Here is a 22,077-nt window from a genome sequence, read left to right as displayed (position 1 = left end):
TCTGCCCAGCATCGTCGGTCACCTGCCCGAGTTTGGCAATGACCTTTACGAAATTGATTAATGACCTTTCCGAACGGGTGTGGCAGCCTGAGAGACGTGCAGACCAGTGCGACGGCCAGTACGACCAGCGTCCTTCGGGTCATGAACGAGCGGGCCGTGTTCGCGGAGGTCTTCCGGCTGGGCAAGGTCTCCCGGCCCGAGCTGGCCCGTGCCACCGGCTTGTCCAAGCCGACCGTCGCCGTGGCGCTGAACAACCTGGAGAGCGCCGGCCTGCTGCGTCAGGTCGGGCTGCGCGCCGGGCCGGCCGGTCGCTCCGCCCTGCTGTACGAGGTCCGCCCGGAAGCCGGCCACGTGCTCGCCGTCGACATCGGGCGCGCCTTCGTGCGGGTGGCCCTGGCCGACCTGGTCGGCGAGATCGTGGCCCGGCGCGAGGAGCCCTCCCGCGGCTCGCACACCGGCGACCTCGTCACCCAGCTCACGCGGCTCGCCGAGGAGGTCACCGGCGCGACGGGCATCGCCCGCGGCGACGTCACGCTGGCCGTCTTCGGCACGCCGGGCATCCACGACAAGGCGACCGGCTCGCTGCACCTGGCGCCCAACCTGCCGGGCTGGGAGCAGCGCGACAGCGTGGCCCGGCTGGCCGACGTCACGGGGTCGGCGTACGTGGTCGAGAACGACGTCGACCTGGCGGCCGTCGGCGAGGCCACGTACGGGCTGGGCCGCGGCGTCCGGCACTTCGTCTACTTCTCGATCGGCACCGGCACGGGCATGGGCGTCGTGATCGACGGCAAGCTCTACCGGGGCTCCCGTGGCGCGGCCGGCGAGATCGGCTACCTGCCGATCGGGGACGGGGACCCGCTCCTGGAGCAGCCCGAGTCCCGCCGTCGCGGCATGTTCGAGTCGGTCGCCTCGGCGGCGGGCGTGGTCGCGACGGCGCAGCGGCTCGGCATGACGGGCGCGGCCACCGCGAAGGACGTGCTGGAAGCGGCCCGCGCGGGCGACCCAGCCGCGCGGCAGGCGGTGGACCGGCAGGTGGACCACGTGAGCCGGGCCCTGGCCGGTGTCGCCGCCGTGCTGGACCCGGAGCTGGTCGTGCTCGGCGGAGGCGTCGGCGGCCATGCCGGCGACCTGCTGACCCGGCCGGTCGTCGACCGGCTCCGGCACCTCGTCGCGCTCCACCCGCCGCGCATCGAGGTCTCCACCCTGGACACCGACGCGGTGCTGCTCGGCGCCCTCGCCGTCGGCCTGACCGGCGCCCGGGACCTCGTGCTCGACCGCACGGGGGCCCCGGGCTCCCGGTGAACCGTCAGCTGTTGACGAAGGCGGTCGCCGCCGCGGCCCCCTTGCTGTCGATCGCGCTGTTCGACTCGACCGGGCTCGGCACGCTGCCGGGGAACAGGATGTATGTGACGCCGGAGTCGACGCCACCGTTCTCCGGATCCGGGTTGATGCCCAGCGCCCGCGCGGTCGCGTACGACGCCTCGCCGATGATATTGCTCGGGCCCTCGTCGGCGAAGACCGCGTAGACGACCTTGTTGTTGTAGATGACCGCCGCCACACTGCCCGGCCTGATGCCGTTGCGGGAGTAGTCGAACCGCGAGCTCGGCAGCGGGATCACGAAGTAGCGGGTGCTGTCGGCCTGGAACGGTGTGCCCCTCGACGTCTGGAACGAGGTCTGGTCCTGGTACCACGGATCGGTGTCCTCGTTGCAGTTCGAGGTCCGCACGCCGTCGCAGTCGATGTCCATGTCGGCCTTCCAGAAGAACGCCGATCCCTGCTTGCAGATGTCGACGGTCGACGACCAGCCGTCGTCGGTGGCGTACCTGCCGTGCGAGACGACGGTGCAGCTGCTCACCTTCGCCAGCAGCTGGCCGGCGCTGGGACCGGCCGCCGCCCGGGCCGGACTTGCCGTGAGCACCGCGGAGAGCAGGCCCAGTGAGACGATCGCGGCCTTCAGTCTTCGTTGCACGCGCTCCTCCAAGGGAAGTAGCAGAGGGGGGATGAAGAGCTGGCTATGTTCAGCGGCCGACGACGGTCGTGGCCACGTTCCAGCCGGACAGACGCACGGAGGGGACGGCGCCGGCGAGGTCGGCGGTGCGGTAGGTGGCGGTGAGGGTGGCGCTCTCCCCCGGCCAGAGGCTCACGTCGTTGTCGCTCCAGCGCACGGGCAGCACCGGGGCGCCGTTCGCCCCGAGCACGTGGGCGTCCACCATCAGCGCCACGCTCCCGCCGGTGTTCCGCAGCGTCACCGAGGTCGTGGTCGTGCCGTCGGTGCCGGCCGCCGACGTGGTAGTGGCGCTCAGGGTGGCCCGCGGCATGCCGGACAGCCCGCCGAGGTCGGCGTAGCTGGACGTCGGCACGTAGTACCAGTCGTTGTTCGCCCAGTCGATGACGTCGTCCTTGGTGGACAGCCAGTACACGTTCCGGCCGATCTCGCGGCCGGATCCGTCCTTGAGCACCAGGCGGGCCAGGTAGGTGCCCGACAGCCCGCCGACCGACGGTACGGTCAGAGCCACCGTCCTGCCGCCGTCACCGGGAACGGTGAGTCCCGGGACGCTGCGAAGGTATTTCTGGGTGCCGTCCATGGCGTACAGCGCCGTCTCGACGGTCAGTCCGGTCGCCGAGCCGTGCCGCGAGTTGACCACGACCACGCTGCGGTCGTCGTAGGAGTACTGCACGTGGAGCGGCTCGTTGGCCTTCTTCGCGCCGTAGTAGGCGCCGCCCTGGTCGAGGTAGTAGTCGAACAGCTGCCAGTGCAGCGAGGTCCAGCCGCTGTTCAGCATCCAGTACACGAGGCCGGTCGACGGGTCGCTCGCATCGCGGAAGTTCCGCCCGTACGCCTCGAACTGCGCCCGGACGGCTTCGTACTGGGCCAGCTGGGCTTTGCGCACGTAGTCCTCGAGGCTCGTGGGTGCGCCGTACCGGCCGGCGAGGGCGTTGTCGAAGATCGCGAGGGTGCCGAAGGTCTGCGACGGAGACCGGTGGTACTGCGGCGCGTCGAAGTTCCGCCACAACGTGTCCAGCTCGGCGGGCGACATCATCCGGCGCAGGGTGTCGAGCGTCGGGATGTCCGGGCCCGCGCTGGTCTCGGAGTTGAAGCCGGTCGCGCCGCCCTCCCGCTTCGCGTACCAGTAGGCCGGCGGCACCCAGTCGTACGGCCCGGTCATCTTCAATCCGGAGGATCCCGTGATCGGCGAGGAGGCGTCGGAAGCCGCGGCCACCACGGGCGTCGGCCAGTCGGCGGTACGCAGCGCGTCGACGTACCCCTTCTCGATCCTCGCCGAGGGCGGGAAGTCGCTGCCGATGAGGAAGGAGATGACGCTGGGATGGTCGCGCAGGCGCTCGGCCTCGGCGGCCATCGACTTCTGCGCGACGGCGAAGTCGGCCTCGGACCATCGCTCGCCCGGCTCGTCGCCGTTGACGTCGCCCTCCCACTTGTCGCAGCACTCCCAGCCGGGCAGCGTGAGGATGCCGAGCCGGTCGGTGAGCGTGAAGAACTCGTCGGCTTCGACGTGTCCCTCCAGGCGGATGGTGTTCAGCCCGAGGTCGCGAACGTAGCGGACCTTGTCCTCGACGTACCGCGCGTCCCAGCGCAGGAAGAGATCCGGCGACCAGCCGGCACCGCGGATCAGCAGCGGCCTGCCGTTGATGCTGTAGGCACGCGCACCGCCGGAGTTGAGCGGCGCCTTGACGTCCCGGATGCCGAAGCTCTCCTTCGCGAGGTCGGAGACCGCACCGGCGACGTCGACCGAGACGTCCAGCGCGTACAGCGGTTGCGCGCCCATGCCGGCCGGCCACCAGACGGACGGGTCCGCCACGCCCACAGGTGTGAGCGCGACCGTCTTGGTCTCGTGCGCGGCGAGGCTGACCGACCGGCTGAGCGTCGTGCCGGCGAGCGTCGCCCGCACCGTCGCCTGCGCGGGGGCCGCCGTCTGGTTGCGCACGTCGACCTTCGCCGTCAGGTCGGCGTGGTCGAGCGCCGGTACGGCCAGGCCGGTGACGACGTGCGCGCTGTGCACGGCGACCGCACCCGTACGCCGCACCACCACGTCGCGGACGATCCCCATGTTGCGGTCGGGCGGCGTCTGGGTCCAGTCGATCCAGCCGGATGTCAGCTGCCGGTTCGGGTCATTCGGGTACACCTTGACGGCGATGCTGTTCAGCCCCGCGTGCACGAGCCCGGTGATGTCGAGCTCGTGCCGGGTGTACTGCCCCGCGACCTGGTCCTTGGTGGCGACCCGCGTGCCGTCCACCCAGACGTCGGCCTGGGAGACGACGCCGGTGAGGTCGACGATGGTGCGCAGCCCCGTCTCCCCGCCGACGGACAGGTCGGCCCGGTACCACCACGGCACCTTGAAGTCGGCCGTGTTCACCGACTTCATGGTGGTGGAGTAGAAGGGGTCCGGGTACCGGCCGGCGGCCAGCAGCCCGGCGAACACGGTCGACCGGGATGCGACCGGAGTCCAGCCGGCCGTCGGGAAGCCGGGTCGCGAGACGGCCGCCTCGTCGCCGACCTTCGCCGACGACTGGATCAGGAAGCCGGGGATCACGGCGGACGCCCCGGCCGTTTCCGGGAGGGCCAGCACCGTGCCGGTCGGCGAGGTCCGGGTTACCTCGCGCGTCGCGGTGCCGGAGTCACAGCCGGCCAGGGCGACGGCGAGCACGAGCGCGCAGACGCCGCCTTTTCGCAGCTTCACCAGGACCTCCCGGGGGCAGGAGAACTATTAGGCAACTTGCCTGATAATTATCTGGAGACCGTAGTCACCCCGGGCCCGGCGCGCAAGGCATTGGAGCTTGTCGATTCGAGGGGCCGGGCACCCCCGTGGCGCCCGGTCCCGCCCGTCGGCGTCTACGCTGCGGGCTGAATCGCCGGTTCGCGGCTGTCCCCGGCGGTGCGGGTTGACTACGGTCAACCCATGGCGGACACCACCCGGCGACCCCGGCCCCTGCTGCGCACCGTCGTCGGAGAGGTGCTGCGGCGCCGCCGGCAGGAGCAGCGGCGCACGCTCGCCGAGGTCGCCCGGGAGGCGTGCGTCTCCGTCCAGTACCTCTCGGAGGTCGAACGCGGCCGCAAGGAGCCGAGCTCGGAGATCCTGGCCTCCGTCTGCGACGCGCTGCACCTCGACCTTGCCGACGTCGTGGCCGAGGTGGGGCGCGATCTCGTGGTCCACCGGGCCCCCGTGCTGCGGCTCGACAGCGCCCGCCTGCGCCGCGCGCAGCCGCCACGAGCCTCGCGTCCCGGCGACGTCGTCCTGCTGGCCGCCTGATCAAGCGGCGTCCCGCCGGTGGGCGCGGGCGTCGCGCCGGGTGATCACCCGGTCGGCCAGGCCGTAGGCCACCGCGTCCGGCGCCGACAGGGTCATGCTCCGGTCGGTGTCCGCCCGGATCTTGGCGACCGGGTGCCCGGTGTGCTCGGCGAGGATCCGGTCCATCTCGGCGCGGACCTTCGCCACTTCCTTGGCCTCCACGGCGAGGTCCGGCAGCGCGCCGCGGGCCTGGCTGGACGGCTGGTGCAGGGTCACCTTCGCGTGCCGCAGCACCGAGCGCTTGCCCGGAGTGCCGGCCGCGAGCAGGGCCGCCGCCGCGGACGCCGCCTGCCCGACGCAGATCGTGGCGATGTCACACCGTACGAAATGCATGGTGTCGTAGATCGCCGTCAGCGCGCTGAAGGACCCGCCCGGGGAGTTGATGTACAGCCCGATCTCGTCCTCGCCGGAGGACTCCAGGTGGATCAGCTGGGCTATCACCACGTTGGCGACCCCGTCGTCGATCTCGGTGCCGAGGAAGATGATCCGGTCCGACAGCAGCCGCGAGTAAATGTCGAAGGCGCGCTCCCCGTTCGGCGTCTTCTCCACCACGGTCGGGATCGTGTACTGGCTCATGCGCTCAGTCCCATCAGCTGCCGGGCCATCGCCGGGCGCACGTCCTCCACGCTGTCGAGGATGTGGTCGATGAGGCCGTACGCGAGCGCCTCCTCGGCGGTGAACCACCGATCGCGCCGGCTGTCCCGCTCGACCGCCTCGACCGGCTGCCCGGTGTGCTCGGCCGTCAGCCGCAGCAGCGTCCGGCCGAGCCGCTCCAGCTGGTTGGCGTAGATCTCGACGTCGGCCGCCGTGCCGCCGAAGCCGGCCGAGCCCTGGTGCATCAGGACCTGCGCGTGGGGCAGCGCGAACCGCTTGCCCGGCGCTCCGGCGGTGAGCAGGAACTGCCCCATGCTGCCGGCCAGCCCGAGAGCCAGGGTGCTCACGTCGTTGGGGATCAGGCGCATGGTGTCGTAGATCGCCAGCCCGGCGGTGACGGACCCGCCCGGCGAGTTGATGTAGAGGCTGATGACGCCTTTCGGGTCCTCGGCGGACAACAGCAACAGCTGACCGCAGATCCGGTTGGCGATCTGGTCGTCGACCTCGGCGCCGAGCACGATGATGCGCTGGTGCAGCAGCCGGGCGGCGACCTGGTCGTCGATGGACCCCGCGCTCCACGGGGTCGCTGCGGTGGAAAGGTGCATGGCTCACTCCTCGGGCTCGGCCGGATGTGCTGAGCTCCCACCATCGAGCCAGGGCGGGCCACCGGCCAAGCCGATCTGCTGTCAGCAGATGAGAGTCAGCCCTTGGGCCCGCCGTCGTCGACGCACATGATGTTGCCCTCGCTGTCCTTGAACCACGCGGCCTTACCCATTCCCGGCATGGTGGCGACCTGGCCGTTCCACTCGACGCCCGGCATGTCCTCGTAGACCTCGAAGACGACGCCCCGGGCGACCAGGTCCCGCACCTCCGCGTCGACGTCGTCGACGTGCCACTGGGCGATCGTGTGGCCGGCCTGGCCCGCGAAGTCGGTCCGGTAGAGATTGAAGAAGGTCCCGCCATCGGTTCGGTAGCGCAACGCCTGCTCGCCGTATTCGGCGACGGGAGTCAGACCGAGCTTCTCGGAGTAGTAGCTGCGGGCGCGCTCGAGGTCGGCTGCCGGAATGTTGGCTTCCACTGCGCTGAAGTTCAGCATGGTTTCCTCCTGCCTCGGAGACCACCTCACGCTACGCCCGACGGCTGCCGACCGGCGTCACCCGAAAAGCTGCAGGCTGTAGGGTCTTTCACCTTACGAGCGAAGCACGGGGAGGCGTCAGGGTGGATGGGGCGAGCGCCGTCATGGTGGCGGAGTCCAGCGGCGATGCGGCGTACAGCGCCGGCTACTTGGTGGGCAGGCTCTTCTGCTGCCTCCTGGTCATCGGTGGCATCGTGGCAGCCGTCCTGTTGGCGACGGCCCGTGGCCGAGCCGCGCGCCGGAATGCGAAACAGGCGCCGTATCCCCCGCCGCCCGGCTATTACCCGCCAACCGGCTATTACCCGCCGCCGCCCGGCCACCAGCCGCCGCCGGGCTATCAGCCGCCGCCCGGCTATCACGCGCCGCCGGGCAGCCCGCCCGCTCCCCCGCCGCCTTCCTCGGACCCCTGGGGGCCGTCCACCCCCTAGCACCGGAGGGCTATCGATGGTGATCGAAGGTGATTAGCATCGATGGATCTACGTGCAACCGTGGGGGAAGCATTGAAGAAGACACCACTCGTGCTCGCATCCGTCCTGGTCACCAGCCTCGCGACGGCCCTGTCGGCACCTGCCGCCGCCGCACCGGCCGCCGTACCCGGCGACCTGCGGCAGATCCAGACCCGCCAGAGCCTGCTCGGCACCCACACCTGGTACCAGCAGACCTACCGGGGCATCCCGGTCTTCGGCGGCTACTACGCCGTCCACAAGACCACCGACGGCGCCGTGAGCACCGCGGACGGCCGCAAGAAGATCACGGGGCTGGCCGGCACCGCCGCGGGCCTCACCGAGCAGCGGGCCCGGTCCGCGGTGGCCGGCCGGCTCGGCAGGCAGCCCGCCCGGTCGCAGCTCGTCATCGTCCCGGGGGCGACCGCCAAGCTGGCCTGGCAGACCCTCACCCCGACGGCGCGCGGCACCGTCCGGTCGCTCGTCGACGCGGGCAGCGGTGCCGTGCTGCGGGAGGAGAACACGGTCCGCGAGGCCAACGGCACCGGTCAGGTCTTCGACCCGAACCCGGTCGTCGCCCTGCAGGACGAGTCGCTCACCGACCAGGACGACACCGCCTACCCCGAGCTGAAAGCGGCCTACCGGCGGGTGGTCCTGCGCCACCTCGACCCGGGCAAGGACACGCTGCAGGGCGCGTACGCGAACAACCTCAGCGAACCCGCCGTCACCTCGGCCCGGCGCCGCTACGTCTACGAACGGTCGGATCCCGGCTTCGAGCAGGTGATGACCTACTACAGCATGACCAGGGCCGAGGACTACATCCACCGGCTCGGGTTCGTCGACGTCAACAACGAACCGCAGGACTACCTCACGACCGGCTTCACCGAGGACAACTCGTACTACGACCCCTCGGTGGACGCGATCACCCTCGGCACGGGCGGCGTCGACGACGCCGAGGACAACGAGGTGATCTGGCACGAGTACGGCCATGCGATCCAGGACGACCAGGTGCCGGGCTTCGGGAGCACGGAGGAGGCCGGCGCGATCGGCGAGGGCTTCGGCGACTACTGGGCCGTGACGATGTCCCAGGCGACCAGCCCCGACACCGCCGTCACTCCGCTGGCGTGCGTCATGGACTGGGACGCGACCGCGTACACCGAGGACGAACCGCACTGCCTGCGGCGTACCGACACAGCGAAGCTCTACCCGGGCGACCTGGAGGGTGAGGTGCACGCCGACGGTGAGATCTGGTCCCACGCCCTCTGGGACGTCAACCGGGCGCTCGGCCGCACGAAGGCGAATCGGATCGTCCTCGAAGCGCAGTTCCGGTTCACCCCGGACGTGACCATGCCGCAGGCGGCCGAGGCGACCGTCGCCACCGCCCGCGTCCTCTACGGGGTCCGTGCGGCTGCTCAGACCCGCAAGGCCTTCCAGGACCGCGGCATCCTCTGACCTTCTGCCGGTTTTGCGTACTATGACCTAATGTCAGGATGCGAGAGCGGCAGCGTGGAATACCGTTCGCTGTTCCGGGCCGTACCCACGCCGCTGCTCGTCCTGAACCCCGACCTGCTCATCGTGGACGCCAACGATGCCTACCTGGCGTCCACGATGCGCCGTCGCGATGATCTGATGGGCCGGCTGGTCTTCGAGGCGTTCCCCGACAATCCCCACGATCCCGCGGCGAGCGGGGTCGAGATGCTGGGCGCGTCGTTGCGGCGGGTGCTGCGCGAACGGGTCACCGACGTCATGGCCATTCAGAAGTACGACATTCCGCGGCCCGGCGGTGGCTACGAAACCCGCTACTGGGCCCCGGCCAACGCACCGGTGTTCGCATCGGATGGTGAGCTGCGGTGGATCGTGCACCGCGTCGAGGACGTCACCCCCTTCATGCGAGCACACCGGGACGACCCGCGAGGGCTGGAGGAGCTCAGCGAGCTGCGTACCCGCACCGAGCAGATGGCCGCCGAGGTGTTCGCGCGGCGAGAGCTGCAGGAACGCAACGAGGTGCTGCACGCGCTGCTCGACAGCCTGGACACCGCCGTGGTCGGCTGCGACACCGACGGCCGGCCGGCTCTGCACAACGAGGCCGCGCGCCGGCTGCTCGGCGACCTGCTCGACGGAGTGCCGGTCCAGGAGTGGCCCCGGCACCGGTACATGTTCCACCCCGACGGGCGGCGCATGCAGGGCGAGGACGTGCCCCTCTCGCGTGTCCTGCGAGGCGAGCGCGTCCGCGACGTCGAAGTCGTGGTCCGGCCTCCCACCGCACCACAGCGGATCTTCAGCGCGAACGGCCGGCCGGTCCCGGACCGGCCCGGACTGGCGGCGGTGGTAGCGCTGCACGAAGTGACATTGCTCCGCCGCGCCGCACTCTACAAGGAGTGCGAGCTGGAGATCTCCCGGCTGACGTCCCGATCCGGCCGGCCCGAGGAGGTCCTCGCCGAGGTGATGGGGGTCATCGGCGCGAAGATCGGCTGGTCAGCGGTGGAGTTCTGGAGCGTCGACGACGTGGCCGAGGTGCTCCGCCGCAGCAGCCGGTGGGATGAGCCGGGCCACCGCCTGCCTCGCCCGCTGACCGACCCGTTGCTGTGCGGCCAAGAACTCCCCGGCCGGGCCTGGCAGACCGCCGAGCCGGTATGGGCACAGGCCGCCCTCGCCGTCCCCGTCCCCAGCGGTTCGGCCGTCCTCGGAGTCGTGGCGTGCTACAGCGACATCACCGAGGTCCCGGACGACGCCCGCACCCTGATCATGACCGGCATCGGGGCGCAGATCGGCGGATTCCTGGAACGCGGGCGCGCCGAGCGGCTCGCCGCCGAGCTCGACCGCACCCGCGACGAGTACATCTCCCTGGTCGGTCACGAGCTGCGCACGCCCCTGACGAGCATCCAGTCCACGGCGGAGATGATGCTCGAGGAACCCGGCGCGTCAGGCGAGCACCGCGTCATGCTGCAGGTCATCCAGCGCAACACCGCCACCCTGCACACCATCGTGCGAAAGCTGCTCGACGTGGCCGGGCTCCGCTCCGGACACCTCGACCTCCATCCCCAGCTCATGGACCTCACGACCGTCGTGCGCGCGAGCGTGGAAGCCGCCCGTGCCACCGCACCGGGAGAGACCGCCATCGAGGTGGACGCGCCGCCCGCCGCGCCCCTGCACGGTGATCCCGGACGACTGCGCCAGGTCGTCGACGAGCTCCTGGCCAACGCGCTCACCTGGGCCATCCCCGGCAGCACCGTCGGCGTCAGCGTGCACACCGCCCCCCGGGCCGTCACCCTCGCCGTCTCCAACACGGGCAACCCGATCCCCGCCGAGGAACGCGACCAGCTCTTCGACCCGTTCTTCCGCTCGGACACCGTTCGCCACGGCGGCATACCCGGCGCCGGGCTCGGCCTCACGGTGGCCCGCGCCATCGTCGAACAGCACAGCGGCACCATCACCGTCAGGGAACCCGGTGAGACGACCACCACCTTCACCGTACGGCTACCGACCGGCGTGCCCTCGTAGGGTGGGATCATGGCTGATCGCTCCCTGACGTTGATGGCGGTACACGCGCACCCCGACGACGAGGCCTCGAGCACCGGTGGCGTCCTCGCCCGCTACGCGGACGAGGGGATCACCACCGTGCTCGTCACCTGTACCGACGGTCGGTGCGGTGACGGGCCTGGCGGCGTCAAGCCCGGCGACCCCGGACACGACCCGCTGGCGGTGACCGCCCTGCGCCGCGCGGAGCTCGAGGCCGCCTGCGCCACGCTGAAGGTCACCCACCTGGAGATGCTCGACTACGCCGACTCCGGGATGATGGGCTGGCCGACCAACGACGCGCCGGACAGCTTCTGGCGGACGCCTGTCCCCGAAGCCGCGGAACGGCTGGCCGAGCTGATCCGGCGCTACGAGCCGGACGTGATCGTCACGTACGACGAGAACGGCTTCTACGGCCACCCGGACCACATCCAAGCGCACCGCGTCACCATGGAGGCCGTCGCCCGGACGGACATCCCGGCCAAGGTGTACTGGACGACCGCACCGCACTCGGGCATGGCCGAGTTCGGCAAGGTGCTGCGCGAGCTCGGCGTCGGCTGGGAGGAGGCCGAGGTCGGCGAGGGTGCCGCCCCGCCGGAGATCGGCCTGCCCGACGACGAGATCAGCACCTGGGTGGACACCCGGGCGTACGGCGGGCAGAAGTTCGACGCGCTGGCCGCGCACGCCAGCCAGGCGGAGAACACCATGTTCCTCCGCCTCGGCAGGGAGCGGTTCACCGAGCTGATGGGCATCGAGACCTTCGTCCGGGTGCACGACAGGACCGGGGCGCCGCTGCCCGAGGACGACCTGTTCGCCGGGCTGCGCTGACTCACGCCCTCGGCAGGAAGCACGCCTGGTTGCGCCCGCGCTGCTTGGCCTCGTAGAGCGCGGCGTCGGCCCGTGCGACCAGGTCGCCGGGGGTGGCCGCCAAGCTGGGCACGATCGTCGACACCCCCACGCTCACCGTCACGTGTCCGGCCGGGGCGGCCTCGTGCGGGTGCCGGACCGCGCTCACCGCGTCACGGAAGCGCTCGCCGATGCGCCAGGCGGTCATCTCGTCCACGGTGGGCAGGATGACCACGAACTCCTCCCCGCCGTAGCGGCACAGCAGGTCGCTGCCGCGTACGCACCCGCCCAGGGCGGCGGCGACCATGCGCAGGCACTGGTCCCCCTCGGGGTGGCCGTACCGGTCGTTGAACAGCTTGAAGTGGTCCACGTCGATCATGACCAGGCCCAGCGACGTGCCCCGCCGGCCCGCGTCGTCCCAGGCGGCCGCCAGCGCCCTGGTGAACCGGCGGCGGTTCGCCAGGCCGGTCAGCGCGTCCGTGTTGCTCAGCGTCTCGAGCTGCCGGTTCGCCGCCGCCAGCTCCCTGGTCCGGTCGGCGACGCGGGCCTCCAGCGAGTCGTACAGCAGGGCGTTGCGCAGGGAGACGGCGAGCTGGCCGACGATCAGCATGATCGTGTCGAGGCGGTCGGCGGTGAACGCGCCACTGCTCAGCCGGTTGCTCAGCACGAGCATGGCCCGGATGGCGCCCTGGTGCTGCACCGGCACCACGAGCAGCGAGCAGCGGTCCAGGGCCGCCACATACGCGTCACGGGCGAACCGGTTGTCCCGCACGGCGTCCTCCACCAGCAGGGGCTGGCGGGTGCGCTCGGCGTACCGGAATGCCGTCGCGGGCAGCTGCCCGGCCTGCGCGGCCTCCTCGACCGGCATCGGGGCGTCGTCGCGCCCGGCTCCGGGCACCAGCCACCGGCCGGTGCCGTCCTCCTTGACCACCACCACGATGTCGGTGGCGCCGGTCAGCGCGGTCAGCTGGTCGACGATGGCCGCCCGCAGCCGGCGCAGGTTCGTCTCGGAGCTGAGCGCCTGGGACGCCCGCAGGATGGCGAGCATGTCGAGCGCCTCGCCGGACACCACGGTGCTGTGCGTCGACTGCCGCGCCGCGTCGCCGGCGCGCAGCCGATCGACGGTCCGCAGGAACGGGTACGCGGCATCGAGTGCTGCCACCTTGGCGCCGGCACCCCAGGCGTCGTACTCGCGACGCGCCTCCAACAGGGCGCGCCGGGCCGCCTGCGACAGGTCCTGGGCGAAGCAGAAATGCGCGGTCCGCTCGGCGATCAGGGCGCGGTGCCACGGCCGTTGCCGCGCTTGCGCCTCCCGGGCGGCCGCGTCGTACCGGGCCAGCGCCGTCTGAGCCGCCCCGTCGCTCCACGCGCGTTCGGCGTCGACGAGCAGCAGCAGGTGGCCGAAGTTCTCGGGTTGATCGGCGGCACGCCCGGCCAGCCAGTCCCGGCACTCGTCCAGCTCGGCCCGCACCTGTGCCGCGTCGGCGCCGGGATCGCCGCGCAGCTGCGCCGCCAGCGCCAAAGCCCGGAACAGCTGGGCGAGCATGCCCGGGTAGCCGGCGAGAAACCGGCGCAGCGTCATCGCCTGCCGACTGTGGTGCAGCAACGCCGCCTGCTCATCGAACAGGACGGCCTTGAGCGCCCGGTACGCGTGGAAGTGGGCCCCGGCGATGCCGTCCCCGTCCGGCCGATCGTCGAAGGCCGTCGAGTCGCTGCGCAGCGAGCGCTCGAGCCGGCGGAACGTGTCGACGAGGGCGAGCGAATGGTGGCTGCCGGTCCGCGTCGCGAACGTGTGGGCGGCCTCGACGTCGGCGGCGTACGTGCTCAGCGACTCGCCGGTCTCCAGCCGGGCGGGCAGCAGCGTCTCGTAGGTGTGGCAGGCCATCTGCAGGTCACCGCCCTGCAGGAGACCTTCGCGGGCCATCTGGCACTGCACGACCGCGTTCTGCAGCGGCTCCATCCAGGGCAGCAGGAGCAGGGCGTACCGGTGCCGGAGCACCGACGTCTCCGGCTCCCAGCCCCGGGTCTCCCCGACGGCCATGGCGTGCCGGGCCGCTTCGTAACCGACCCAGTAGTCGCCCAGCGCCGGGACCACGGCGAGCCCCACGCAGCCGAAGTTCGATGCCAGGCGGGGCGCGGGGCCGAACTCCTGCCACATCCGCTGGCTCTCCAGGACGATCCACACCAGGAGCGCCGGATCACCGACGAAGAAGGCGTTGGGAAGCAGGCGGTCGAACAGCCGCTGGACCGCGAGCACCGCCCGGTCGGTGACCTCCGGCCGCTCGAGGTCCGCGGCCAGGTCAAGCTCGGCGACCCAGGCCAGCAGGCCCACGAAGTCGTCCGGGCCGGGAGGCGTCTCCGGACGCGGGTATCCGAGGTCGCGGGCGAGGCGGAGGCCGAGGTCCACTGCGGCTCGGTGGTGGGCGCGCTGGCTCAGGCTGCTCATCTGGACGGTGCCCGCGACGGCGAGCGTCACCGGGTCGGCGCAGCGCCGCTGCAGCGACTCGAAGGCCGCATCCGCCTCGTCGAGGAGGCTCAGGCTGTACAGCACGGCGTGCCGCTGACGGTCCAGCTCGGTCAGGACCGGGTCGTCGGCCGGCACTCCCAACTGCGCCCAGACCTGCACGGCGGTGTCCAGATACCGGCGCGCCAGCTGGTGGCTGCTGACCCGCCGCGCCGCCTGGCCGGCGCGTTCCAGCAGTACGGCCACGCGGCGCAGCTCCTCGGCGTCCTCCACCGCCTCCAGGCCGTCCACGTAGTGCTCGGCCGCCTCGGTCTCGTACCCGGGCTCGGCGGCCAGCCGGCGCGCGATCCTCAGATGCAGGCCGGTCCGGTCCTGCGGCGGGATGGTCGTGTAGGCGGCCTGGTAGACGCGGTCGTGCGGGAAACGCAACGTGTGCTGCTCGGGCTCGTCCTGCAGGCTGCCGTCGGACTCGACCACCAGCAGGCCGTCCTCGAGCGGCGCGGCGAGCCGTTCCCGGACCGCCGCAAACGGCAGGCCCGAGGCCACGGCGAGCGAGCCGAGGCGCGTCTCGCCGCCCAGGCAGGCGAGCGTCCGCACGAGCTCCCGCGCCTCGGCCGGCAGCTCGGTCAGCCGGGCGGTGAGCAGGTCGACCACGTCACCGCGGCCGAGCTGGCCGGCGAGGGCGTCGGGGTCCCACCGCCATCCGCCCTCGCCGAGCCGGAGTGCACCGCTGCGGCGCAGGCTGTTGACCAGCTCCACGGTGTCGTACGGGTTGCCACCGGTCCACCCCGCGATCGCCGCGGCCAGCTCGGCGGCGCCCGCGTCCGGCAGGCGCAGCATGTCGGCCAGCAGCCGGCTCTGGTCGGACGGCGGTAGGTTCTCCAGCTGCACCACCGGCGGCATGGCGCCCAGGCGCTCCCAGCGTTCCAGCGCCGCCGCCAGCGGGTGGGTCGGCGGCACCTCCTGCGTACGGTACGCACCGACCAGCAGCAGCCCCCGCAGGCCCGAGTCGGTCGCCAGGGTGTCGAGCACCGCGAGCGTGGTGGAGTCGGCCCACTGCAGGTCGTCCACGACGAGGACGACCGGGCGTTCCGGGGACACGACCGCCCGCAGCAGGCCCAGCAGCGCCTGACGCAGCCGCGTCGCGGCGGTGACCGGGTCCTCCTCCGGGGTCGCGGCACCGCCGCCGAGCAGCGGTTCGAACTCGGGCAGCGCCGCGGCGACGAGGGCCGTGTTGGGCCCCAGCTGATGCAGCAGTCGTTCGCGGGTCTCGCTCAGCACCTGCTGCGGTTCGGCCAGCAGCAGCCGCCCGATCCCGCTCAGCGCCTGCACCAGCCCACCGCTGCCGGCGTCGGAGCGGAACTGTTCGCACTTGCCGGCCACGTACCATCCGCCGTGGGTCGCCACCACGGTCCGCAGCTCGTTGACCAGCGCGGACTTGCCGACACCCGGTGCGCCGGCGATCACGACGGTCCGGACGTCCCCGGTCTGCGCGCCGTCGAAGGCCGTACGCAGGACGCCGACCTCAGCGTCCCGCCCCACCAGGCGGGTCGGCGCGGACAGCCGGAGCGGGAAGTCCCACTCGCCGAGCGGGAACACGGCGTCCGGGGCGGCCAGCACGCGGCCGAGGTCCCGCACCAGCCCTTCGGCGCTCTGGTAGCGGCGGTCCGGGTCCTTCTCCAGCAGGCGGTCGATGATCTGCGAGAAGGCGAGGGGTACGGCCGGGTTCCGCTCGACCAGCGGCGTGGGCCTGCACACCAGCAGGTCGTGCAGGTAGGCCAGATGGTCGTCCTGGACGAAGGGCGGCCGTCCCGCGGCGGCGTGGTAGAGCACCGCGCCGAGGGCGTACAGGTCCGCCCGGTGGTCCACGGCCAGGCCGGTGCGCCCGGTCTGTTCCGGCGCCAGGTACGCGAGGGTGCCCGCGATGCGGTCGTGGTGCACGAAGCTCAGGCGGTCGCCGGCCGCCGTGGTCGCCCATTCGAAGTCGAGCAGCACAGGCCGCTCCTGCGCGCCGAGCAGCAGGACGTTGGCCGGGCTGATGTCCTTGTGGATGACACCCCGCTGGTGCACCGCGGCGATGACCCCGGCCAGGGCGTGCGCCAGGGACAGCAAGGCGGTGGTCTCCAGCGGCCCGGCGGCCACCTTCGCGGACAGCGGTACGCCGCCGGCGTCGACCATGGCGACGATTCCGGGATATGTCTCGCCGAACAGCGCCGGTACCCCGTCGACGTCCGACAGCCGGCGCAGCATCTCGATCTCGTTGCGGACGCGGTCGTCCCGGGCGGCCCCGAGCGGCTCCTTGCACACGACCGCGCCGGCGCCGTCCGGCAGCGGCACCCGGCGGACCCGGCTGCGCTCGGTCTCGTAGATCACGTCGCCGAGGCGGGGATTCAGCACCGTACCAGCACACCAGGTTTTCGGTGGTCACGGAGCGGGTCTCGGAAGGTCGCAGAATTCCGGCGTCGATCGGCCTGCGACCGATGACGCCGGGACGCTGCGTCTCAGTGACCGGTCGGGTAGGGACGGGCCGCCGCGTTCGCCAAGGTGATGAAGGCCGGCAGGTTGAGGCTCCAGAAGGACGACATGCAGGAGTAGCGCGGGAAGAAGCCGCTGCATCCGGAGCTGTCGGGACCCACCTCGATGGTGTAGCCGGGGACGCCGCGCGTGCCGTAGATCCAGTCGTCGGTCGCCCCGGGCGCGAAGTAGTTCAGGCCGCCGTCACCGTGTACGACGTCGTAGTGGTTGGACCGGCTCATGGCCGTGGCGATCGTCCGGAGGTCGTCGTTGTTCGGCGCGAGCGAGTTGGTCCAGCCGTACGGATAGATGTCGAGCTCGGCGAAGCTGTGCAGGGTGAGGAACGTGCCGGTGGTGTCGGTGGTCGCGGGCGAGAAGTCGGCGGCGGGCTTGGTGTCGCGGTAGATGCCCGCGAGGAAGTTCTGGATGCCCTGCGTCTCCGGCTCGCTGGCCGCGCTCGTGCCCGGGTAGGTCTCGCTGCACTTGGTGCCCTGGTTGACGTCCCAGTGGTAGCTCGAGTTGCGGTTGAGGTCGACGCCCCGGCCGGTGCCGGAGCATCCGTTGTCGTGGGCGTTCTTGCGCTGGGAGACGGGCCGGGTCGAGTTCGACGAGACGATGTCGACGCCGTCCGGGTTGGCGATCGGGATGACCCACAGCTCGGTGGTGTCCATCAGGCGCGTCACGTCGGCGTTGCTGCCGTAGTTGTTCACCAGGTAGTCGATCCACATGTACGCCAGCTCGCCGGTCGCCAGCTCACGGGCGTGCATCTGGGCCATCAGGGTGAACTTCGGCTTCCCGCCGCTGCTGCCGGTCGCGCAGTCCCCCGTCCTGATCTTGGTGATGCACAGGGCCTGGAGGTCGTGGCCGCCCCTGTTCTGGGTCTTCAGCCACGACTGACCGATGGTGCGCAGGACGACGAGGTCGGGATGGGCCGTGGCGACCTGCTGGTTGTGCGCCTCGTGCCCGGCGCTGGTGTGGTAGCCGCCGTAGTACGTACCGGCCGCCGCCCGGAACGAGGCCGCCACCGGCTGGTGGAGCGGGCCGGCGTAGCGGACGGTCAGGCCCCGGTGCCGCAGACGCTGGGCGTCCGCGGCGGTCGCCAGCACCGGTACGCCGTGACTCAGCGGCCCCTCCAGCACGTCGTAACCGCGCCGGGTGAGGTCGGCGGCGAGGCCGGCAGCGGTGGTCGACGGCGACGTGACGTCGTAGTAGGCCGGTTCGGCCGGGCCCGGGGCGGCTGCGGCGGCACTGCCGGGCATCGCCGGCCCGGCGCCGAGCAGGGGTAGCAGGACGGCCGCCGCGACGGCGAGCAAGCTGCGGAGCCGCGACCGGCGCGAGAGCGGGAACCTGGTCATCCGTACCTCGATCATGCGGGCCCGGCAGCACCGTGCACCGGACGTTGGGTATCCACCCTGATCGATATGGCCGCCGTGGTCAACAGATCCCGATCGCGGATCTGGCACGACCGTCCCGTATCGCCCCGGAGATCATCACCCTCTCTTCTGCTGACGCATCCATTGTCCCGAGGAGGTCATCTTCCATGCGTTCATCCGGCAAAGGACTGCTCGGCCTCGCCGTCGCGGCCGTCGCCCTGCTCTCGGCGTTGATCGTCCCACCCACCGCCGCGTTCGCCGCGTCCGGCGACGTCGTCGCACCCATGCAGGAACGGCCACCCGCCCCCGGCACCCCCAAGCTGGGACTCCCGTCCGCCGGCGGCGCCGTAACGGGTACGCCGACCAGCCGGCTCTGCAGCGGCCACGGCGTCGAGTACGGCGACTGGGTCAACGCCGACCCTGCCACCCGCAGCATCGTCCGGGCCCAGCTGCGGGACTGCCAGCCGGTGACGACGTGTACCGGCGACATCTGCACGATCACCTATGACGCCGGCTGGTCGATGCATCTGTTCGGCGCATGCTCGCCCACCCCCTGCGACTGGGGCTGGTCGGCGGGCCGGTTCAGACTGTCCAACGGCCAGATCCCGGCCACCTACGACCAGGGATTCGCCAAGCGCTACGTGTGGGCCGCGATGTCGCAGTATCGGCCGGGTCAGCTGTGGATCGCCGTCCGGACCGACTTCACCGACCCCGCCCGCCCCGACTACGAGTCCCAGGACTGGTTCGTCCGGGCCTGACCGAGCTCGGCCGTGCACGCGGACCCGCGTGCACGGCCCCGACGGGCCTTTCGTTCAGTCGGTCTTCTGCTCCGCCTCCCCGGCGGTGGTCACCGAGTCCTCAGCGAGCATCTCCGCCGCCGTCGCGGCGGCGGCCGCGGCGGCCGCGGCGGCCTCCCGGGCCTTGGCGTCGGCGGGCTTGCGGCCGGGCGCACGAGGGTCGGGGGCGGCCAGGTTCGCCGCGGCCTCCGCCGCCGCCTCGGCGGCGACGTCCATGACCCGGCGGGCGACCTGCCGCTGCCGCTGGGCCATCCGGGGCAGCGTCTCGTCGGCGGCGACGTCGATCACGCGCCGCACCGCCTGGCGGGTTCCCTCACCGATGGGCGGTGGTCGCCACTGGGCGGAAGCAGGACGTACGGAGGACTCGATCTCGACGCGCAACCGGTCGACGGCGGCGAGCAGGGCACCGTGCTGTTGCCACGCTGCGGCGTCGGTGTGCGGATCGACCAGCAGCAGCCGCCCCAGCGCCTCCCGCCGGCGGTGCAGCTCGACGAGGTGCTCACCCACCCGGGCCCGAGCGTCGTCCACCGGTCCGATGCCGCCGGCGACCTCGGCCACGGCGCACAACGCGTCGGCGCCACTGTCCAGCACGGCGGCGAGGGCGAGACGCACGTCCGGCGCGTACGCCTGCTCGGCCTTCTCCGGAGGCAGGTAGAAGGTCCGGTCGAAGATCTCCCGGCACAGCGTGCGCAGCACGATGGAGCAGTACTCCACCCCGGTGAGTGCCGTGCGCAGGCGCGGCTGCGCGGCACGCACCTCGGCGCCGCGCGGGTTCAGCACCGCGCTCTGCTCGGCCCGGGCCAGCGACCGGTCGGCCGCCGGAACCTGCGCGGCCAGGGTGCGGGCCGCGGCCAGCCAGCGTTCGGCGGCCGTCCGCGACCATTCCCCCCTCAGATCGGTGGCAAGCCCGCGGAGGAACTCCGCCTGCCGCGAGATCACACCACCGATCGCCTCACCGGCGGTCTGCACGTGCACCGGCGGGACGATGGCGAAGTTCACGGCCACGCCGGTCGCGGCGCCGATCAGCGTCTCGTAGACCCGGCCGGCGGCGGCCCCGGGAGCGGCCGCTCCCCCGACGGCGAGGATCAGCATCGCGCTGATCGGCACCTCCAGGGTGTGCGGTCCCAGGCGCAGGAGCTGACCGAGGACGAGCGACACCGCGACCACCGCGCCGAGGCTCCACCAGGACAGGCCCACGAAGATCGCCAGGGCCATCGCGATCAGGACGCCGGCCAGCACGCTGAGGATGCGCTGAAAACCCTGGGCGACGGTCTCGTAGACGGTGAGCTGGACCACCAGGATCGCGGTCAGCGGTGCGAGTATCGGCGCGTCGGCGGTGTGCAGACCCTCGGCGATCAGATAGGACAGCACCGCGGCGAGGACCACCTTGGCGGTCCGCAGGCCGGGGATCCGGCCCCATCGGGCGACCGTGGCGGTCACCGGGCGCAGGTACGCGGGCAGCCGCATCGCTCCTCCTCGGGGGTGAGCAGTCAGCGCTACCGCTTCATTGTTCAACGGATCGCGGTGGACGTATTCACACATGTGGATTCAGCCGGCGCTTTCGGGTAGGTGTGTCCTCATGCGCGGAGGATCATTGGCCACCGGGATGATGGCCCTGGTGGCGAGCCTGTGGCCGGTCGCTGTCCCGGCCGAGGCCGCCGGGCCGCCGATGGACGACGGCACTGTCGCCTCGGCGACGGCCGCCTACCGGGCGGCGTACCCGCAGATGTCCGAGTCCGCGGCCCGGACGGCGTTCGACCAGCAGCTGCCCCGCAAGCAGGTGTACCGGGCTGCCGAGGACACGGGCGCGTTCGGCGGCAGCTGGTTCGACGCACCGAGCGGTGTCCTGCACGTGGCGGTCACCGCGGCGAGCGCGGCGCCGTCCGTCGAGCGGGTCGCGGACCGCCTCGGCGTAAGCCTGCGCGTACACCTCGTGACGCGCAGCCACGCCGCCCTGCAGCGGCAGGCCGAGGCTGTGCGTACCGGCGGCGACGCGCTGAGCCGTGCGGCCGCCGGCCACGTGGGCATCGACGTCGCGGCCAACCAGGTGGTGGTGGCGGTGCCACGGACCGCCCGGGCGTCCCTGGGCGCGGTGCCGGCCGGGGTACGGATCGTCGACGCCACGACGCGCGCGAGTGACCCGGACTCCGCCTGCACGTCGCGCCTGACCTGCGATGCGTCGCTCCGGGCGGGAACGATGCTGCGGCACTACGGCCTGCCGATCTGTTCGGCGGGCTTCACCGCGCGCACGCCGGGCAACCAGCGGTACGTCTACACCGCCGGACACTGCGACATCGGCCCCGGACGCTGGAGCACCGGCGCCCGGTGGATCGGCCCGATGACGAGCTCCGTACGCCGGGGCCCGGTCGACGCCGGGATCATCCGGGTCGACAACCCCTCCTATGCCGACGACCGAGGCGGCGAGATCTACTTCGAGAACGCCGACCACACGGTCGCACTGAATGATGCGGCACCCACGATGGCGTACCTGCAGCAGGGTGACGTGGTGTGCCTGGCCGCCAACGCCGCCCAGGTGAACGGCCCGAACCTGTGCGGCGTCATCGGCAGCGTCAGCGACCCGGCGGAGTCCGGCATGGTCAGGGTGGACGGCGTGGACGCCTGCACGGGAGACAGCGGCGGCGGCTGGTACTGGCTCGCGTCCACCACGTACCGGGTCGCGTACGGCCTGCACAGCGACAGCGAGCCCGGCTGCCACGGTGACAGCGGTGGCTCCCGTTCCTGGTTCAGCCCGATCCCGGAGGTGGCCGCCGTCTGGGGACTGACCATCGAGACCCGCATGGCGTTGACGCGATAGGCGGCGGCCGCCAACGTCGCATGAGGACCTGCCACACCAGCATCGAAAGGCAAAGGAACTCACGCGGACGATCGCGTTCCTGACGGCGGCAGTCGCAGTGATCGGGCTGGCGGCATCGCCGGCCCGCGCGTCAACCGACCACGGGGTCGACATCAGAGGGACGGCCGTGTGTGACGCAGAGGCCAAGGAATGGCAGGTCACGTGGACGGTCACCAACCGGTCCGACGTGGCGGGCACCATCGGGAACGTCCGCACCGATCCGGCGGACCGTCCG

At 71.8% G+C, this 22,077-nt stretch carries 15 protein-coding genes; 7 read left to right on the top strand and 8 right to left on the bottom strand.

Annotated elements, in window-relative coordinates; all coding sequences use genetic code 11:
• The first annotated feature begins 96 nt into the window (after positions 1-96).
• Positions 97-1,302 (top strand): ROK family transcriptional regulator, encoded by a 1,206-nt coding sequence (locus AB0J80_RS28425; RefSeq protein WP_364710793.1) that lies wholly within the window; start codon positions 97-99, stop codon positions 1,300-1,302.
• A gap of 4 nt (positions 1,303-1,306) precedes the next feature.
• On the opposite strand, the gene AB0J80_RS28420 is transcribed toward AB0J80_RS28425, so the two are convergent.
• Both AB0J80_RS28420 and AB0J80_RS28415 read right to left on the bottom strand, forming a co-directional pair.
• A complete protein-coding gene (locus tag AB0J80_RS28420; protein WP_364710791.1) occupies positions 1,307-1,969 on the bottom strand; it encodes a glycoside hydrolase family 75 protein in 663 nt (220 codons plus the stop codon).
• Between the two features lie 49 nt (positions 1,970-2,018).
• Positions 2,019-4,697: a hypothetical protein gene (locus tag AB0J80_RS28415; RefSeq protein WP_364710788.1), complete on the bottom strand. Its 2,679-nt coding sequence runs from the start codon at positions 4,695-4,697 to the stop codon at positions 2,019-2,021.
• Positions 4,698-4,916: 219 nt separating this feature from the next.
• Between AB0J80_RS28415 and AB0J80_RS28410 the strand changes: the two genes are divergently transcribed.
• Positions 4,917-5,267, top strand: coding sequence for a helix-turn-helix transcriptional regulator (locus tag AB0J80_RS28410; protein WP_364710785.1), 351 nt, complete (start codon positions 4,917-4,919; stop codon positions 5,265-5,267).
• Here the strand turns inward: AB0J80_RS28410 and AB0J80_RS28405 are convergent, their stop codons facing one another.
• The 3 genes from AB0J80_RS28405 to AB0J80_RS28395 form a co-directional block, all read right to left on the bottom strand.
• A complete protein-coding gene (locus AB0J80_RS28405; RefSeq protein ID WP_364710782.1) occupies positions 5,268-5,882 on the bottom strand; it encodes an ATP-dependent Clp protease proteolytic subunit in 615 nt (204 codons plus the stop codon).
• Positions 5,879-6,505, bottom strand: coding sequence for an ATP-dependent Clp protease proteolytic subunit (locus tag AB0J80_RS28400; RefSeq protein WP_364710781.1), 627 nt, complete (start codon positions 6,503-6,505; stop codon positions 5,879-5,881). Before AB0J80_RS28400 ends, AB0J80_RS28405 begins: the two co-directional genes overlap by 4 nt.
• A 95-nt stretch (positions 6,506-6,600) precedes the next feature.
• Positions 6,601-6,996 (bottom strand): VOC family protein, encoded by a 396-nt coding sequence (locus AB0J80_RS28395; RefSeq protein ID WP_364710779.1) that lies wholly within the window; start codon positions 6,994-6,996, stop codon positions 6,601-6,603.
• Positions 6,997-7,505: 509 nt separating this feature from the next.
• On the opposite strand from AB0J80_RS28395, the gene AB0J80_RS28390 reads away from it, so the two are divergent.
• Genes AB0J80_RS28390 through AB0J80_RS28380 form a run of 3 tightly spaced genes read left to right on the top strand, consistent with a single transcriptional unit; the run spans position 7,506 to position 11,822 of the window.
• Positions 7,506-8,930: a M36 family metallopeptidase gene (locus AB0J80_RS28390; protein ID WP_364710777.1), complete on the top strand. Its 1,425-nt coding sequence runs from the start codon at positions 7,506-7,508 to the stop codon at positions 8,928-8,930.
• Positions 8,931-8,984: 54 nt separating this feature from the next.
• Positions 8,985-10,979 carry an ATP-binding protein gene (locus AB0J80_RS28385; protein WP_364710775.1) on the top strand — a complete coding sequence of 665 codons (1,995 nt, stop codon included), beginning with the start codon at positions 8,985-8,987 and terminating at the stop codon, positions 10,977-10,979.
• Positions 10,980-10,988: 9 nt separating this feature from the next.
• On the top strand, positions 10,989-11,822 hold the full coding sequence (locus AB0J80_RS28380; protein WP_364710772.1) for a PIG-L family deacetylase: 834 nt from the start codon (positions 10,989-10,991) through the stop codon (positions 11,820-11,822).
• A gap of 1 nt (position 11,823) precedes the next feature.
• On the opposite strand, the gene AB0J80_RS28375 is transcribed toward AB0J80_RS28380, so the two are convergent.
• On the bottom strand, positions 11,824-16,701 hold the full coding sequence (locus AB0J80_RS28375) for a diguanylate cyclase (protein WP_364710770.1): 4,878 nt from the start codon (positions 16,699-16,701) through the stop codon (positions 11,824-11,826).
• A 104-nt stretch (positions 16,702-16,805) separates the two neighbouring features.
• Positions 16,806-18,173: a M14 family zinc carboxypeptidase gene (locus AB0J80_RS28370; protein ID WP_364710767.1), complete on the bottom strand. Its 1,368-nt coding sequence runs from the start codon at positions 18,171-18,173 to the stop codon at positions 16,806-16,808.
• A 185-nt stretch (positions 18,174-18,358) separates the two neighbouring features.
• Between AB0J80_RS28370 and AB0J80_RS28365 the strand changes: the two genes are divergently transcribed.
• Complete coding sequence (locus AB0J80_RS28365; protein WP_364710764.1) at positions 18,359-18,949, top strand: hypothetical protein; 591 nt, start codon at positions 18,359-18,361, stop codon at positions 18,947-18,949.
• Between the two features lie 54 nt (positions 18,950-19,003).
• Here AB0J80_RS28365 and AB0J80_RS28360 read toward each other — a convergent pair whose 3' ends face one another.
• Complete coding sequence (locus tag AB0J80_RS28360; RefSeq protein ID WP_364710762.1) at positions 19,004-20,455, bottom strand: aromatic acid exporter family protein; 1,452 nt, start codon at positions 20,453-20,455, stop codon at positions 19,004-19,006.
• Between the two features lie 112 nt (positions 20,456-20,567).
• On the opposite strand from AB0J80_RS28360, the gene AB0J80_RS28355 reads away from it, so the two are divergent.
• Positions 20,568-21,803, top strand: a complete 1,236-nt coding sequence (locus AB0J80_RS28355; RefSeq protein WP_364710759.1) for a hypothetical protein — start codon at positions 20,568-20,570, stop codon at positions 21,801-21,803.
• Positions 21,804-22,077: the final 274 nt, after the last annotated feature.

It is taken from the genome of Actinoplanes sp. NPDC049548 (genome assembly GCF_040676695.1).
Lineage (GTDB): Bacteria > Actinomycetota > Actinomycetes > Mycobacteriales > Micromonosporaceae > Actinoplanes.
This window is presented reverse-complemented; position numbering and strand designations above follow the sequence as displayed.

Excerpts from the sequence above, each read along its gene's own strand:
- AB0J80_RS28410 (WP_364710785.1), top strand. The coding sequence starts at position 4,917 with ATGGCGGACACCACCCGGCGACCCCGGCCCCTGCTGCGCACCGTCGTC.
- AB0J80_RS28405 (WP_364710782.1), bottom strand. The coding sequence starts at position 5,882 with ATGAGCCAGTACACGATCCCGACCGTGGTGGAGAAGACGCCGAACGGG.
- AB0J80_RS28400 (WP_364710781.1), bottom strand. The coding sequence starts at position 6,505 with ATGCACCTTTCCACCGCAGCGACCCCGTGGAGCGCGGGGTCCATCGAC.
- AB0J80_RS28395 (WP_364710779.1), bottom strand. The coding sequence starts at position 6,996 with ATGCTGAACTTCAGCGCAGTGGAAGCCAACATTCCGGCAGCCGACCTC.
- AB0J80_RS28390 (WP_364710777.1), top strand. The coding sequence starts at position 7,506 with ATGGATCTACGTGCAACCGTGGGGGAAGCATTGAAGAAGACACCACTC.
- AB0J80_RS28380 (WP_364710772.1), top strand. The coding sequence starts at position 10,989 with ATGGCTGATCGCTCCCTGACGTTGATGGCGGTACACGCGCACCCCGAC.
- AB0J80_RS28370 (WP_364710767.1), bottom strand. The coding sequence starts at position 18,173 with ATGACCAGGTTCCCGCTCTCGCGCCGGTCGCGGCTCCGCAGCTTGCTC.
- AB0J80_RS28365 (WP_364710764.1), top strand. The coding sequence starts at position 18,359 with ATGCGTTCATCCGGCAAAGGACTGCTCGGCCTCGCCGTCGCGGCCGTC.
- AB0J80_RS28360 (WP_364710762.1), bottom strand. The coding sequence starts at position 20,455 with ATGCGGCTGCCCGCGTACCTGCGCCCGGTGACCGCCACGGTCGCCCGA.
- AB0J80_RS28355 (WP_364710759.1), top strand. The coding sequence starts at position 20,568 with ATGCGCGGAGGATCATTGGCCACCGGGATGATGGCCCTGGTGGCGAGC.